The organism is Streptomyces sp. NBC_00090 (assembly GCF_045160815.1).
Classification (GTDB): domain Bacteria; phylum Actinomycetota; class Actinomycetes; order Streptomycetales; family Streptomycetaceae; genus Streptomyces.
This window is the reverse complement of record NZ_CP108224.1, coordinates 425,571-440,196: the sequence shown is the minus strand read 5'-3', so window position 1 is coordinate 440,196 and position 14,626 is coordinate 425,571. Positions and strand designations below refer to the sequence as shown.

Sequence of the window (14,626 nt, the reverse complement as noted above, 5' to 3'; positions counted from 1 at the left end):
GGAAAACTCGTGGCGGGTCGTCACGGGCGTCGATACGATCATCGGGATGACGACTCACTCTGTTCACAGATTGGGGGACCCGTCCGCACAAGGTGAGTGCTGATGCCCACCTCGACCGCGAACGGGGCTTCCCGCCTCACCCTCTGGCTGCGCGTGCGCGAGTTCGCCGTGCCGCCCTCCATGATCGAGACCGCGTCCGCCCGCCGCTTCCACGGCGACTGGGCGGGGGCCTGTGCCGCCGCCGGGATCGATGTCGACCTCGACCTCCGCTCCGTGGCGCGCGCCCATGGCCGGGAACTCGCCGGCCGCGTCCGGGACGACCTGCGCCATCTGGCCCCCGACCTGCTGCGCTGGCACATGCCACGGATCGCTCCGGACGGACTGCTGCGACCGGGGCTGACCGTGGCACTGGCCCGGTACGCCCCGGACCCGTCGGCCGGCCCGTACTCCCCGGGCGGCGGCGTGGGGCCGGTACCGCACCTCGTGGTGCGGACTCCGCCCGCCTGGGCGGACGCCGGACAGCGGATCAGCCTCGCCCTGTGGGACGGATCCCCCGCCGGGTCCTGCGGTGCCGCCGCCGCCCGCCATCCGCACCCCCACCCCAGCCGGCGGTTCCGCTTCGACCTGCACCGCCACCTGTGGGACGCCCGCAGGGCCGACGAACTGCGCATCCGGTCCGGGGCGGGTGCGACCGTCCCCGATCCGACGGGACTCCTGCCTCCCGGGCTCAGCTGCGCGGTCGACCGGTGGGCGGCCGAGGCCGAGATCCTGAACCGTGCCGAGGGACGTCCGGGCGGCACCGTCGTGGTGCGGTTCGGGGCCCGTCGGCGGCTGCTCCTGGAACCGCACCCGGACGAGTACGGGTACGGGTACGGGTACGGGGACCGGGACGAGTACGGGTACGGGTACGGGGACCGGGACGAGTACGGGGACGGGTACGCGTACCGGGACGAGTACGGGGACGGGTACGCGTACCGGGACGAGTACGGGTACCGGGAAGGGTGCCAAGGCGGGCCGCCCGCCGTACGGATCGCTCCGGAGACCCCGGAGAACTCCGCCGCCACCCTGCCCGTCCTGCCCGACGCGGCCACCTGGGTCCTGCCCGACCTCGAACTCCTCCGCGCCGGCCTCGTGGAGAGCGATCGCCTGCACCCGCTCGTCGCCGCCGCGCTCGAACCGGACCGCAGGCCACCACCCGACCGTCCCGTCCGGCCCCCGGATCCGGCGGGGCAGCCCCGCGTCGTCGAGTGCCGTGGCGCCCGGCACCGGATCGGGCTGGTCGACGGGGTGCTGGCCCCGCTCGACCACGACCCGGCCGAGATCCGGCGGGAGGAACTCCTCGCCGCGCTGACCGGCACGCCGCTGCCCTGCCTGCGGGCCGTCGACGAGGCCCACCGCCGCCCGGACTGTCTCACCGGCGTCCGCGAACGCCTGGACCACGGGGACATCGCCGGCGCCCTCGCCGTCGTCGAGGGTCTCCTCGGCCCCGACGCACTGCTGCGCGGCGGCGCCCTGCGCGACGAGCTGGAGGCGGCCGCGCACCGGCGGATCACCTACGGCCTGTACAGGGCGGGTCTGATCGGCCCCGCACCCGACCGCCTCCTCCCCGGCATCCGCCGTCCCCGTGACCGGCGTTCACACCCCCGCGACGTCACCCGACGCTGACCGGGGAAGCCCCCGTTCCTCTTCCGCTCCCTCCCTCCCTCCGCGCCGCCTCGGCCGCCCCGAACCCCCAGGTGATCACTCATGCCCGCAGAGATGTCGTACGCCCCTACCGCCGCGTCCACCGACCCGCTCGACCAGCTCGGACGTTCCCATCAGCCCCATCAGCCCCATCAGCCCGTCCAGCCCGACCAGCTCGACCAGCTCGATCAACTCGACGTCGCCGGTGAGCTGCTGGCCCTGTTGCGGGACGCGCGTACCGAGCCGCGCCCCAACTCCCAGCTGGAGGCCCTGACCCTGGCCGTAGCCGCCGACCTGCCCGTGCTCCTGTGGGGCGAACCCGGGATCGGCAAGACCGCGGCCCTGACCCAGCTGGCCGAGTCCCTCGGCCTTCCGCTGACCACGGTCATCGCCAGCGTGCACGAGCCCTCGGACTTCTCGGGCCTCCCCGTCATCGGCGACGACCCCGCGGAGCAGGGCGTTCCGATGGCGCCGCCGGACTGGGCCGTGCGCCTGGTACGGGCCGGGCGGGGACTGCTGTTCCTGGACGAGCTGTCCACCGCGACACCGGCCGTGCAGGCCGCCCTCCTCCGTCTCGTACTCGAACGGCGGGTCGGAGCGCTGCGGTTGCCGTCCGGCGTACGGATCGTCGCCGCCGCGAATCCGCGCGCCTCGGCCGCCGACGGCTGGGAGCTGAGCCCGCCGCTCGCCAACCGGTTCGTGCACCTCCAGTGGACGCACGAACACGACGTCGTCGTGCGCGGCCTCGGCGGAACCTGGCCGCGGGCCACCCTGCCACGCCTCGACCCGGCGAAGCTGCCGGAGTCCGTGGACTTCGCCCGCCGCGCGGTCTGCGGGCTCCTCTCCGCCCGCCCCGCGCTCGTCCACCGACTGCCGAGCGGCGAAACGCGCCGCGGCGGCGCCTGGCCGTCGCCCCGGAGCTGGGAGATGACCCTGCGGCTGATCGCCTTCGCGACCGCGGCCGGCGCCTCGCGCGAAGTGCTGGCGTCGCTGGTCAGGGGAACGGTGGGAGACGGCCCGGGCCTTGAACTGCTGGCCTCGCTGGACCGGATGGACCTCCCGGACCCCGAGACGCTGCTCGCCGACCCCGAGAGCGCCGAACTGCCCGAGCGGGGCGATCGACGCCAGGCCGTACTGGACGGAGTCGTGGCTGCGGTCCGGTCGCGCCCGGAGAAGTCCCGCTGGGACGCGGCGTGGGCCGTCCTGGCCCGGGCGTTGGAGACCGGAGCCCCCGACCTGGTCGTCGTCCCCGCGACCACCCTGGCCGCGCTGCGGCGGGAGGACTGGGACGTTCCGGCGTCGATCGAGCGACTCGCCGGAGTCGTGTCCCTGGGCCGGCGGGCCGATCGCGCGGCGGCCCGGGTCGCGGTGACGGAGCAGGCGGCCCGATGACCGGGCGTACGCCGGCCGCACCGGCCACAGAAGCCGCACCGACCACGCCGAGTGCACCGGGCGCACCGACCACGCCGGGCGCACCGACCGCACCGGCCGTACCCCCGAAGGCGCTCGATCGGGACAAGCTCTTCGCCGCCCGGCTGCAGGCCGTCCGCGCGCGCCCGTACCTCGCGACCGCTCTCTTCGCCCTCCACACCGTGGAGTCACGGCACGTGCCGACGATGGCCGTCGACCGGTACTGGCGCTGTTACGTCTCCCCGGCCTTCGTGGACCGGACACCCGTCGAGGAGCTGGCCGGGGTGTGGGTCCACGAGGTGTCGCACCTGCTCCGCGACCACCACGGTCGTGGTGACCGGGTCGCGCGGGAACGCGGGCTGACCGGCCCGGGCGAGCGGCTGCGGATGAACATCGCCGCGGACTGCGAGATCAACGACGACGTGTTCGGCGACGGGCTGGCCCGCCCCGAGGGCGCCGTCGATCCGCGGTCCCTCGGGCTGCCCGAGGGGGAGCTCATGGAGGACTACCTGCGGCAGTTCCGGCTGGGTCCGCTCACGGAGGGCGTGACCTGGCTCGACTGCGGCAGCGGCGCCGACGGCCTCGAACGCCCCTGGGACCTGGGGCCGGACGGTGCGCACGGCCTCAGCGAGCAGGAGCAGGACGCCGTCAGGTTCCGGGTGGCCCAGGGCATCACCGGCCGGCCGGGGGACACCCCGCGGGGGTGGCGACGGTGGGCGGAGGAGGCGTTCCATCCGCCCCAGCCGTGGCGGGACCTGCTCGGCGCGGCGGTCCGCTCGGCGGCCACCGGACCGGGCGCGGGCGAGGACCACACATACGGCCGGCCCTCGCGACGCTCGGCCGCGGTGCCCGGTGCCGTACTGCCGAGCCTGCGGCGCAGACCGCCCCGGGTCTCCGTGGTCATCGACACCTCGGGCTCGGTCAGCGACACCGAGCTCGGCAGCGCGCTCCTCGAAGTCGCGGCGATCTCCCGGGCGGTGGGTGGCCGCCGCGACCTCGTCACGGTGGTGGCGTGCGACGCGGCGGCCCGGATCGCGCACCCGCTGTGCCGCGCCGAGGGGATCCCGCTGATCGGCGGCGGGGGTACGGATCTGCGGTCCGGCTTCGCCGCCGCGCTCGCCGTACGGCCCCGGCCGGACGTGATCGTGGCCCTGACCGACGGACAGACACCCTGGCCCGGTGAACGGCCGCCCTGCCGGACGGTGGTGGGCCTGTTCTCCCGCCCGTACGCGGCCCGGAGCTGGGACGAGGACGACCCCGACCACGTGCCGGACCCGCCGCCCGCATGGGCGCGGGTGGTGGACATCGGGTAGCCCCGTCGCTCGGAGAGGCCCCGGGTCAGGACCCCAGCGCCCGCGCCAGGAGCCCACGGCGGTGGTGCGTGCCCGTCTTCGCGAAGACCGACTTGAGATGGTCCTGGACCGTGTGCGCGGACAGGGACATCGCGTCCGCCGCCACGCCGGTGTCGGCACCCTCCGCGAGGAGGCCGAGGAGTTCCGTCTCACGTCCCGTCAGCCCGTGGGCCCGGCAGAACACGTCCAGGCGGTCGGCGGGGGTGGTCTCCTCGATCGTCACGGCGATCTCCCGCTCGGACCGCGGCACCCCGGAGCCCGGGCCGTCGTCGATCCGGGCCGCGCGCAGCGTCAGCCACAGCCCCTCGGCGAGGTGCACGCGCGCGCGTGGCGGGTGCGGATCGATCCCCGCCTCGCCGGCGAGGAGCTGCGCGGCCACGTTGTACGCGGCCGCCGGGATCGGCGCCCGGCCCTCCTCCGGCGGGATCAGGCCCGCCAGATAGACCGGGGCCTCGGGCGTCTGGCCGCGCACGCGCAGGTCCGGAGAGAGCAGCAGCACCAGCGGTCCCGGACGCCCGGCACCCGGCGGGCGGGCCGGGAAGGCCGCTGCCTGGGCGCGCCGGAGAGCCTCGGTGACCGCCCCGGCGACCGAGTCCAGATAGGCGAGGTCCGCGGCGCCGAACTCCTCCCCGTACCGCCACAGGTCGAGGAACCCCCAGCAGCCGAAGCGGTCGCGGAACACCGTCGACGCCACGTCCCGCACCCCGGCGGGGCGGAGCATCTCCGTCCACAGCGGCCCCCTGTCGCCCTCCGGCAGAGCGCTCAGCGCCGCGGCACCCGTCAGGGAGGTCCAGCGGTCGGCGGAGGTCAGGTACTTGAGGCGGATCAGCCGGGGCAGCTCCGGCAGGAAGGGGACCCGGGCCACCGGCGCGCACCCCACCGAGGTCACCGGGTCGGTCAGCAGGAACGCGAAGGCCTCGACGCCGAGCAGCCCCCGGAACTCCCGGAGCAGGCGGACCCGCAGGGCGTGGGCGTCCCCACCGGTCGCGCAGATCCGCAGGACGCGCTCGCGGGAGCGGGCGTGGGAGGCGGGCAGAGCCATGGGCGGAGCGTACGGGCCGATACCCCAGACATCTGGGATGTACGTGACCCGGCGCCGTCGCCCACCCTGGAACCGTTCCCCCGCCTTGGAAGGAGGAGCCGTGATCACCCTGCACATCGAGCACCCGATCACCGACTACACCGTGTGGAAGCAGGCGTTCGACCGTTTCGCCGACGCCCGCCGGGACGCCGGAGTCCTCCGGTACCGGGTGAGCCGCCCCGTCGACGACCCCGCCTACGTCCTCGTCGACCTGTCCTTCGCCACCGCCGAGCGGGCCGACGGCTTCCTGGAATTCCTCCGCACGCGCGTGTGGGCGAGTCCCGAGCGGGCCCCGGCCCTGATCGGCACGCCCGTCACGCGTGTGCTCGCCACGGAGGAGGAGACCTGACGGGGTGACCTGACCAGGTGACCTGACGAGGTGACCTGACGAGGAGACCTGACGAGGAGACCTGCCGGGGTGACCCGCCGAAGTGACCTGACGGGGTCACCGGGCCCGGTTCCGGCGTAGCCTGAGCGCCATGAGGCAGGACGCCGACCCCGGGCTCTTCGGCCCCCGTTCCGTGACCTGGCAGCTGCACGGCGACCCGGTGATGTGGATCGCCGGTGTCCGCGCCCTCTGGCTCCAGGCGCTGCATCCGGTCGCCGTCCGCGGCGTCATGATCAACAGCAGCTTCCGGGAGGACCCCTGGGGCCGTCTCATGCGGACCGCGAACTTCGTCGGCACCCTGAGCTACGGGACCACGGAGGCGGCGGAGGCGGCCGGCGCCCGCGTCCGCCGGATCCACCGGCGGCTCGGCGTGGACGACCCCGAACTCCTGCTGTGGGTGCACTGCGCCGAGGTCGACTCGTACCTCTCCGTGGCGCGCCGCTCCGGCATCCCGCTCAGCGACGCCCAGGCCGACCGCTACCTCGACGAGCACCGGGTCTCGGCCCGTCTCGTCGGTCTCGACCCGGAGACCGTCCCGGGATCCGCCGCCGAGTTCGCCCGCTACTTCGAGGCGATGCTCCCGCGGCTCGCCGCCGGCCCGGACGCCCGGACCGTCGAGGACTTCCTGCGCCGTCCGCCCGTCAAACCCGTCCTGGTCCCGGCGCGCGAGGTGATCTGGCGGCGCGTGACAGCGCTCGCGTACGACACCCTGCCTCCCTACGCCCACGCGCTCTACGGCAGGCCCGCGCCGGCGGCCGAGACCGTCACCCGACGGCTCGTCGCGACGGCCAACCTCCTCCGCTGCGTCCCCGACCGCCTGCGCTGGCGGCTGCCGCCCCGGCACATCCTCCGGGCCATGGACCGCCTCGGCCGGGACGCCCGCCCCGATCCGTACGCGCTCCTCGCCCCCGACTTCCGCCCCGATCACCCCACGAGCCCCGGTCCCGACACCCGGCCGGATCCCTGACACGTGCCCTACCCGTACCCACTGTCCGAGGCTGCGGCCATACTGGACATGCCGCGGAGGGTGCACGGAAACGACGGGGGCAGCAGCGCACGATGGGGGAATCCAGACTGATCCAGGGCCGGTACCGCCTGCACGAGGTCATCGGCCGCGGGGGGATGGGCGAGGTCTGGCGTGCCACGGACGAGGCACTCGGCCGGGGCGTCGCCGTGAAGTGCCTCAAACCGCTCGGCCCGCAGCAGGACCCGCAGGTCCTCACCGTGGTGCGCGAGCGCTTCCGGCGCGAGGCCCGCGTCGCCGCCGCGCTCCAGCACCGGGGCATCACCGTGGTGCACGACTTCGGCGAGTACGACGGCGTGCTCTTCCTCGTCATGGAGCTCCTGGAGGGGCGGAACCTCAGCCAGCTCCTCGCGGCCAACGCCCAGCACCCGCTGCCCGTCCACGACGTCGTCGAGATCGCCGACCAGGTCGCCGACGCCCTCGCCTACACCCACCGGCAGGGGATCGTCCACCGCGACCTGAAGCCCGCGAACATCATGCGGCTCGCGGACGGGACGGTGAAGATCTGCGACTTCGGGATAGCGCGACTCGGCACCGACATGGGCTTCACCTCCAAGCTCACCGGGACCGGTATCGCGATGGGGACGCCCCACTACATGTCCCCGGAGCAGATCGGCGGCGGCGAGGTCGACCACCGCAGCGACCTCTACTCGCTGGGGTGCGTGCTGTACGAGCTGGCCACCGGCGCCCCGCCCTTCGACCTGGGCGACTCGTGGGCGATCCTCATCGGCCACCGGGACACGGTGCCGCGCCCGCCGCGCACGCACCGCGCCGAGCTGCCGCCCTACTTCGACCGGATCGTCGTCGACCTGCTCGCCAAGGTCCCCGAGGAGCGGCCGGCCGACGCGGGCGACCTGCGCCGCCGGATCGTCTCGGGCCGGGTCTCCCTGTTCACGGCCCCCGTCCCGGTCCAGGCCCCCGCTCCGGTCGGCGCTCCGGAGACCGCCGCGACCGCCCCGTACCCGGTCCAGGGCCTTCCGGGACCCGGCGCGCCCGCGCCCATGTCCCCGTTCCCGCCCCCGCCCATGTCCACGCCCACGCCCGCGTGGGCCCGGGACATGACCGTCGGACACCGGCCGGCCGCTGCCGTCGCCGAGCCCCGCCCGGTCCCGCACGACCCCGCCGCGGCCGTGCTCACCACGGAGTGGACCACCGCCGCCCACGCCTCGGACGCGACCTCGCTCGCGGAGGAGCCGGCCACCCCCGCCGCACCCTCGGAGGAGCTGCTCGCCGTGCTCGCCGGCCGCTACCGGGCGGGCATGGGCCTCGGCCGGCTCGGCCGCTGGGACGAGGCCGAGACCGTGCACCGGTCCGTCGCCGAGCACCGCGCCCAGGCCCTCGGCGACGAGCACCCCGACACCCTGGCCAGCCGCTACGAGGTCGGCTTCGCCCTCGCCAGGCTCGACCGCCCCGCCGACGCCCTGGACGTCTTCGACCGGGTCGCCGCCACCCGCGCGAGGGTCCTCGGCGACGACCACCCCGACACGCTGGCGGCCCGCCAGGAGCGGGCGTACGCGCTGGGCCGCCTCGGCCGGCACACCGAGGCGTACGAGCTGTACGTCGCGGTGCTCGCCGCCCGCGAGCGCACCGTCGGCCCCGACCACCCCGACACCCTGCGCTGCCGCCACAACCTCGCCTTCACCCTCGGCCGCCTGGGCCGCCTCGAGGAGTCGTACCGCACGGCGAACGAGGTCGCGGAGGCCCGGGCCCGACTGCTCGGCGAGGGCCACCCCGACACCCTGGTGACCCGCCACGAAGTGGCGTACACCCTCGGGCGGCTGGGGCGCGGCCGGGAGGCGCTCGCCCAGTACCGGGCGGTGGCCGACGCGCGCGCGGCCGCCCTCGGCGACGACCATCCGGACACCCTCGCGGCCCGCTACGAGACCGGGGTCTGCCTCGGCCGGCTCGGCCAGGCGGCGGACGCCCTGGACGTCGTCCGCGACGTCGTCGCCGCCCGCACCCGTGCGCAGGGCGCCGACGGGTCCGAGACCCTGCGGGCCCGCCACGCCCTCGCCGTCAACCTCGGCAGGCTCGGGCGGTGGGCGGAAGCCCTCGCCGAGTCCGAGAGCGTCCGCGTGGCCCGTGAACGGGTCCTGGGCCCCGACCACCCCGACACCCTCCTGAGCCGCCGCGAGACCGGCGTCGCCCTCGGGCGGCTCGGCCGCTGGGAGGAGGCCCTGGAGGCGTACCGGGCGGTCGCCGCCACCCGTACCCGGGCCCTCGGCCCCGGCCACCCGGACACGCTCACCGCGCTCGAGGACGAGGCCCACTGCCTGGAACGCCTCGGCCGCCACACGGAGGCCGCGGCCCTCCACCGCAGAGCAGCCGGCCACCCGCCACACTGAACCCGGCCACCGCCGCACGGAGGGCCCGGCGTCGCCCCCCGCCGAGGGTCCGGCGTCGCCCCCCGCCGAGGGGGCGGCGCCGACCCACCGAGTGAGCGGCGTGCCGCGAGGCTGTGGGCCGACCGCCGCGACGACCGCCGACCGCCGACCGTCGAGCCGACCGGCCGACCGTTGAGCCGACCGGCCGACCGCCGAGCCGACCGGCCGCGTGTCTTCCCCGGTGCGCGGGAGACGTGTGAGCATGAGCCATGACCGCCCGTGACCCGTTCCCCGGCGCCTCCGCCGCACCCCGCGCGTACGACGCCGTCGTCGTCGGGGCAGGCCACAACGGCCTCGTCGCCGCCGCCTATCTGGCCCGCGCCGGCCGGACCGTCCTCGTCCTGGAGCGGCTCGGGTCCACCGGTGGGGCCGCCGTCTCCACCCGGCCCTTCGCCGGGGTCGACGCCAGGCTCTCCCGGTACTCGTACCTCGTCTCGCTCCTCCCCGACAAGATCGTGCGGGAGCTGGGGCTGCGCTTCGCCGTACGGAAGCGCTCCGTCTCCTCGTACACCCCGAAGGGCGACGGCGGCCTCCTCGTCGGCGGAGGGCCCGAGCGCACCCGGGCCTCCTTCGCCGCGCTCACCGGCGACGACCGTGAGTACGAGGCCTGGCAGGCCTTCTACGGCCGCACCGGCCGGGCCGCCCGCCGCATCTTCCCGACCCTCACCGAACCCCTCCCCACCCGCGCCGAGCTCCGGGCCCGCGTCGACGACGCCGAGACCTGGCGGATGCTCTTCGAGGAACCCCTCGGCGTCACCGTCGAACGGAACTTCGCCGACGACCTCGTACGCGGAGTCGTCCTCACCGACGCCCTCATCGGGACCTTCGCCGACGCCCACGACCCCACGCTGCTCCAGAACCGCTGCTTCCTCTACCACGTCGTCGGCGGCGGCACCGGCGACTGGGACGTGCCCGTCGGCGGCATGGGGGCCCTCACCGACGCCCTCGCGGACGCGGCCCGTTCGGCGGGGGCCCGCATCCTCACCGGGCACGAGGCCACCCGGGTCGAGACCGACGGCCGCCGCGCCACGATCACCTACCGCACGGCCGACGGCGAGGCCACCGTCGAGGCGGGGCAGGTGCTCGTCAACGCCTCCCCGCAGGAGCTCGCGGCCCTGCTCGGCGAGGCGCCCCCTGCGCCCCCGGAAGGCGCCCAGCTCAAGGTCAACATGCTGCTCACCCGGCTGCCGAGGCTCCGCGACCGCTCCGTCGACCCGCGCGAGGCCTTCGGCGGGACCTTCCACATCGCCGAGGGGTACGGGCAGCTGGCCACCGCCCACGCCGAGGCCGCCGCGGGCCACCTCCCCACCGCCCCGCCCTCCGAGATCTACTGCCACTCGCTGACCGACCCGACGATCCTCGGCCCCGAACTCGCCGCCCGGGGCCACCAGACCCTCACCCTCTTCGGACTGCACACGCCCGCCCGCCTGTTCGCCGCCGACAACGACGGCACCCGCGCCGCGCTCCTCAAGGCGACCCTCGCCCAGCTCGACGCCCACCTCGACGAGCCGATCGCCGACTGCCTCGCCCTCGACGAGGACGGCCGCCCCTGTATCGAGGCGAAGACCCCGCTCGACCTCGAACGCGAACTGCGCCTGCCCGGCGGCCACATCTTCCACCGCGACCTCTCCTTCCCGTACGGGGAGGAGGGCGCCGGCCGCTGGGGCGTCGAGACCCACCACGCCAACGTGCTGCTCTGCGGGGCGGGCGCGATCCGGGGCGGGGGAGTCAGCGGCATCCCCGGACACAACGCGGCGATGGCCGCCCTCGGACGGTGACGCGCACCCACGGAGCGGTGACGCGCGCACCCATGGAGCGGTGACGCGCGCACCCATGGAGCGGTGACGCGCGCACCCACGGAGCGGTGACGCCCGCGCCGCGGAACGGTGACGGCGCACCGCGGAACGTTGACGCGATCGTTGACGACCGGCCCGCCCCGCCTGGGGCGTGAAGCTGACCTGCGAGCGCGCTTAAGAAATCCTCGATGGACCCCGAGCCCCGTATAAGGAAGATTCTCTTCCAGGGATCTTGGGCGCTCAGCCGTGCCCGCACCCCCACATCACAGGACACGCAAGTCGGGAGCCGTTGCATTGAAGGCGCTGGTCAAGCTGAAGGCGGAGCCGGGACTCTGGCTCACGGACGTGCCCGAGCCGGAGACCGGCCCCGGGGACGTACTGATCAAGGTCCTGCGGACCGGTATCTGCGGGACCGACCTCCACATCCGCTCCTGGGACGGCTGGGCGCAGAAGACGATCGCCACGCCGCTGACGATCGGCCACGAGTTCGTCGGCGAGGTCGTCTCCGTCGGCCGTGACGTCGCCGACATCGCCGTCGGCGACGTGGTCAGCGGCGAGGGCCACCTCGTCTGCGGCAAGTGCCGCAACTGTCTGGCCGGCCGCCGCCACCTCTGCCGCGCCACCGTCGGCCTCGGCGTCGGCCGGGACGGCGCCTTCGCCGAGTACGTGGCGCTGCCCGCCTCCAACGTGTGGGTGCACCGCGTCTCCGTCGACCTCGACATCGCCGCGATCTTCGACCCCTTCGGCAACGCCGTGCACACGGCCCTCTCGTTCCCGCTCGTCGGCGAGGACGTCCTCGTCACCGGCGCGGGCCCGATCGGCATCATGGCCGCCGCCGTCGCCAAGCACGCCGGCGCCCGCAACGTCGTCATCACCGACGTCAGCGAGGAGCGCCTCGCCCTGGCGCGCAAGACGGGCGTCACCCTCGCGCTCAACGTCGCCGAGCAGACCATCGCCGACGGCCAGCGCACCCTCGGGCTCAAGGAGGGCTTCGACGTCGGCCTGGAGATGTCGGGCAACCCGCACGCGATGCGCGACATGGTCGCCAACATGACCAACGGCGGCAAGATCGCCATGCTGGGCCTGCCCAGCGAGGACTTCGCCGTCGACTGGGCGAAGATCGTCACCTCCATGATCACGGTCAAGGGCATCTACGGCCGCGAGATGTTCGAGACCTGGTACGCGATGTCGGTGCTCCTGGAGGGCGGTCTCGACCTCGCCCCCGTCGTCACCGGCCGGTACGCGTACTCCGACTACGAGGCCGCCTTCGACGACGCGGCCTCCGGCAAGAGCGGCAAGATCATCCTCGACTGGACTGCGGGAGCCTGACCCATGTTCGATTCCGTACGCGACGACATCCGTGCCACCCTCGAAGAGATCCGCCAGGCCGGGCTCCACAAGCCCGAGCGCGTGATCGGCACCCCCCAGTCGGCCACCGTCGCCGTCACCGCGGGCGGCCGCCCCGGCGAGGTCCTCAACTTCTGCGCCAACAACTACCTCGGCCTGGCCGACCACCCCGAGGTCGTCACCGCCGCCCACGCGGCGCTCGACCGCTGGGGCTACGGCATGGCCTCCGTCCGCTTCATCTGCGGCACGCAGGAGGTGCACAAGGAGCTGGAGGCGCGCCTCTCGGCCTTCCTCGGCCAGGAGGACACGATCCTCTACTCCTCCTGCTTCGACGCCAACGGCGGAGTCTTCGAGACGATCCTCGGCCCCGAGGACGCCGTCATCTCCGACGCCCTCAACCACGCCTCGATCATCGACGGCATCCGCCTCTCCAAGGCCCGCCGCTTCCGCTACGCCAACCGCGACATGTCCGACCTGGAGCAGCAGCTCAAGGAGGCCGGCGAGGGCGGCGCCCGGCGCAAGCTGATCGTCACCGACGGCGTCTTCTCGATGGACGGCTACGTCGCCCCGCTCGCCGAGATCTGTGACCTGGCCGAGCGCTACGACGCCATGGTGATGGTCGACGACTCGCACGCGGTCGGCTTCGTCGGCCCCGGCGGCCGCGGCACCCCCGAGCTGCACGGCGTCATGGACCGCGTCGACATCATCACCGGCACCCTCGGCAAGGCCCTCGGCGGCGCCTCCGGCGGCTACGTCGCGGCCCGCGCCGAGATCGTCGCCCTGCTGCGCCAGCGCTCCCGCCCGTACCTCTTCTCCAACACCCTCGCGCCGGTCATCGCCGCCGCCTCCCTCAAGGTCCTCGACCTGCTGGAGTCCGCGGGTGACCTGCGCGACCGGCTGAACGCCAACACGGCGCTCTTCCGCTCCCGCATGACCGAGGAGGGCTTCGACATCCTCCCCGGCGACCACGCCATCGCCCCCGTGATGATCGGCGACGCCGCCGTGGCCGGCCGGATGGCCGAGCTGCTCCTGGAGCGCGGCGTGTACGTGATCGGCTTCTCGTACCCGGTCGTGCCGCAGGGCCAGGCCCGTATCCGCGTGCAGCTCTCCGCCGCGCACTCCATGGAGGACGTGAACCGGGCCGTGGACGCGTTCGTCGAGGCCCGCGCGGCCCTGTAGGGCTGTGGCGGGCGCAGGCCCCGCGGCCTGCGAGACTGGGGACATGATCGAAGCGCGGCGGTTGCACATCCTCCGTGCGGTGGCGGACCACCGTACGGTCACGGCGGCGGCCGCCGCGCTCTATCTCACCCCCTCCGCGGTCTCCCAGCAGCTCGCCGCCCTGGAGCAGGAGACCGGTCACCGCCTGGTGGACCGCAGCGCCCGCGGCGCGCGACTCACCCCGGCCGGCGAGATCCTGCTCAGCCACGCCAACGCCGTCCTCGCCCAGCTGGAGCGAGCCGAGTCCGAGCTCGCCGCCTACGGTTCGGGCGAGGCCGGTACGGTCACGGTCGCCGCCTTCGCCACCGGCATCGGGCTGGTGGTGGCCCCCGCGATCAGGGCGCTGGCCGGCACCGCGCCCGGCATCCGGGTCCGGGTCCGGGACGCCGAGGGCGACGAGAGCCTCCTGATGGTCCTGGACCGGCAGGTGGACGTGGCGGTCGCCGTCGAGTACCGCGGCGCCCCCGGCGAGGACGACGCCCGGCTCACCCGGGTCCCGCTCTACGCGGAACCCTTCGACGCGGTCCTGCCGCCCGGCCATCCACTGGCGGCCGGCGAGCGGGTCGCGCTCGGCGACCTCGCCAAGGACGCCTGGATCGGCCAGTCCGCCGGCAATCCCTGTCATGACGTGACCGTCCTGGCCTGCGAGTACGCCGGGTTCACGCTGAGCCTGGAGCACTCGTCCGACGACTTCCGCGCGGTCGTCGCCCTCGCCGCGGCCTCCGCCGGAGTGGCGCTCGTGCCGCGTTCGGCCCTGCGCGGCATGGAACTCACGGGCGTGGAGGTCCGCCCGATCGACGGCGTCGCCCCGACCCGCAGGGTCTTCGCCGCCGTCCGGCGCGGTGCGGAGGAGCACCCTCTGATCAGCCCCGTACTGACCGCCCTGCGCACGGCGTCGGAATCCGGCGACTGACCCCCCGTCCGCCGGGCGGATGGCCGGGCG

General features: G+C 74.7%; 11 protein-coding genes. 10 read left to right on the top strand and 1 reads right to left on the bottom strand.

Annotation, left to right across the window (positions count from 1 at the left end; genetic code table 11):
- The first annotated feature begins 102 nt into the window (after positions 1-102).
- The 3 genes from OG361_RS02020 to OG361_RS02010 all read left to right on the top strand — a co-directional run bounded on the left by OG361_RS02020 (position 103) and on the right by OG361_RS02010 (position 4,406).
- Positions 103-1,665: a hypothetical protein gene (locus tag OG361_RS02020; RefSeq protein ID WP_405851530.1), complete on the top strand. Its 1,563-nt coding sequence runs from the start codon at positions 103-105 to the stop codon at positions 1,663-1,665.
- Between the two features lie 81 nt (positions 1,666-1,746).
- Positions 1,747-3,075: an AAA family ATPase gene (locus OG361_RS02015; protein WP_405851529.1), complete on the top strand. Its 1,329-nt coding sequence runs from the start codon at positions 1,747-1,749 to the stop codon at positions 3,073-3,075.
- The gene (locus OG361_RS02010; protein WP_405851528.1) at positions 3,072-4,406 is read left to right on the top strand and encodes a DUF2201 family putative metallopeptidase; all 1,335 of its coding nucleotides are present in this window, start codon (positions 3,072-3,074) and stop codon (positions 4,404-4,406) included. Before OG361_RS02015 ends, OG361_RS02010 begins: the two co-directional genes overlap by 4 nt.
- 25 nt (positions 4,407-4,431) lie before the next feature.
- Here OG361_RS02010 and OG361_RS02005 read toward each other — a convergent pair whose 3' ends face one another.
- Positions 4,432-5,487, bottom strand: a complete 1,056-nt coding sequence (locus OG361_RS02005; RefSeq protein ID WP_405851527.1) for a LuxR C-terminal-related transcriptional regulator — start codon at positions 5,485-5,487, stop codon at positions 4,432-4,434.
- Positions 5,488-5,587: 100 nt separating this feature from the next.
- Here OG361_RS02005 and OG361_RS02000 point away from each other — a divergent pair, with 100 nt between their 5' ends.
- From OG361_RS02000 to OG361_RS01970, 7 genes are all read left to right on the top strand, one after another.
- Positions 5,588-5,875, top strand: a complete 288-nt coding sequence (locus OG361_RS02000; RefSeq protein WP_405851526.1) for a hypothetical protein — start codon at positions 5,588-5,590, stop codon at positions 5,873-5,875.
- A gap of 130 nt (positions 5,876-6,005) precedes the next feature.
- Entirely contained in the window at positions 6,006-6,881 is an 876-nt protein-coding gene (locus OG361_RS01995; protein ID WP_405851525.1) for an oxygenase MpaB family protein, read from the top strand.
- 92 nt (positions 6,882-6,973) lie between these two features.
- The gene (locus tag OG361_RS01990; RefSeq protein WP_405851524.1) at positions 6,974-9,283 is read left to right on the top strand and encodes a tetratricopeptide repeat protein; all 2,310 of its coding nucleotides are present in this window, start codon (positions 6,974-6,976) and stop codon (positions 9,281-9,283) included.
- Positions 9,284-9,531: 248 nt separating this feature from the next.
- Positions 9,532-11,100 (top strand): phytoene desaturase family protein, encoded by a 1,569-nt coding sequence (locus OG361_RS01985; protein WP_405851523.1) that lies wholly within the window; start codon positions 9,532-9,534, stop codon positions 11,098-11,100.
- Between the two features lie 312 nt (positions 11,101-11,412).
- Positions 11,413-12,447, top strand: coding sequence for an L-threonine 3-dehydrogenase (tdh, locus tag OG361_RS01980; protein WP_405851521.1), 1,035 nt, complete (start codon positions 11,413-11,415; stop codon positions 12,445-12,447).
- A 3-nt stretch (positions 12,448-12,450) separates the two neighbouring features.
- Positions 12,451-13,644 (top strand): glycine C-acetyltransferase, encoded by a 1,194-nt coding sequence (locus OG361_RS01975; protein ID WP_405851520.1) that lies wholly within the window; start codon positions 12,451-12,453, stop codon positions 13,642-13,644.
- A 43-nt stretch (positions 13,645-13,687) separates the two neighbouring features.
- Positions 13,688-14,596, top strand: coding sequence for a LysR family transcriptional regulator (locus tag OG361_RS01970; RefSeq protein ID WP_405851519.1), 909 nt, complete (start codon positions 13,688-13,690; stop codon positions 14,594-14,596).
- Positions 14,597-14,626: the final 30 nt, after the last annotated feature.

What these genes read in the sequence shown, in the direction of transcription:
- OG361_RS02005 (WP_405851527.1), bottom strand. Translation starts at nt 5,487, where the DNA reads ATGGCTCTGCCCGCCTCCCACGCCCGCTCCCGCGAGCGCGTCCTGCGG.
- OG361_RS01970 (WP_405851519.1), top strand. Translation starts at nt 13,688, where the DNA reads ATGATCGAAGCGCGGCGGTTGCACATCCTCCGTGCGGTGGCGGACCAC.
- OG361_RS02015 (WP_405851529.1), top strand. Translation starts at nt 1,747, where the DNA reads ATGCCCGCAGAGATGTCGTACGCCCCTACCGCCGCGTCCACCGACCCG.
- OG361_RS01995 (WP_405851525.1), top strand. Translation starts at nt 6,006, where the DNA reads ATGAGGCAGGACGCCGACCCCGGGCTCTTCGGCCCCCGTTCCGTGACC.
- OG361_RS01975 (WP_405851520.1), top strand. Translation starts at nt 12,451, where the DNA reads ATGTTCGATTCCGTACGCGACGACATCCGTGCCACCCTCGAAGAGATC.
- OG361_RS01985 (WP_405851523.1), top strand. Translation starts at nt 9,532, where the DNA reads ATGACCGCCCGTGACCCGTTCCCCGGCGCCTCCGCCGCACCCCGCGCG.
- OG361_RS02010 (WP_405851528.1), top strand. Translation starts at nt 3,072, where the DNA reads ATGACCGGGCGTACGCCGGCCGCACCGGCCACAGAAGCCGCACCGACC.
- OG361_RS01990 (WP_405851524.1), top strand. Translation starts at nt 6,974, where the DNA reads ATGGGGGAATCCAGACTGATCCAGGGCCGGTACCGCCTGCACGAGGTC.
- OG361_RS02020 (WP_405851530.1), top strand. Translation starts at nt 103, where the DNA reads ATGCCCACCTCGACCGCGAACGGGGCTTCCCGCCTCACCCTCTGGCTG.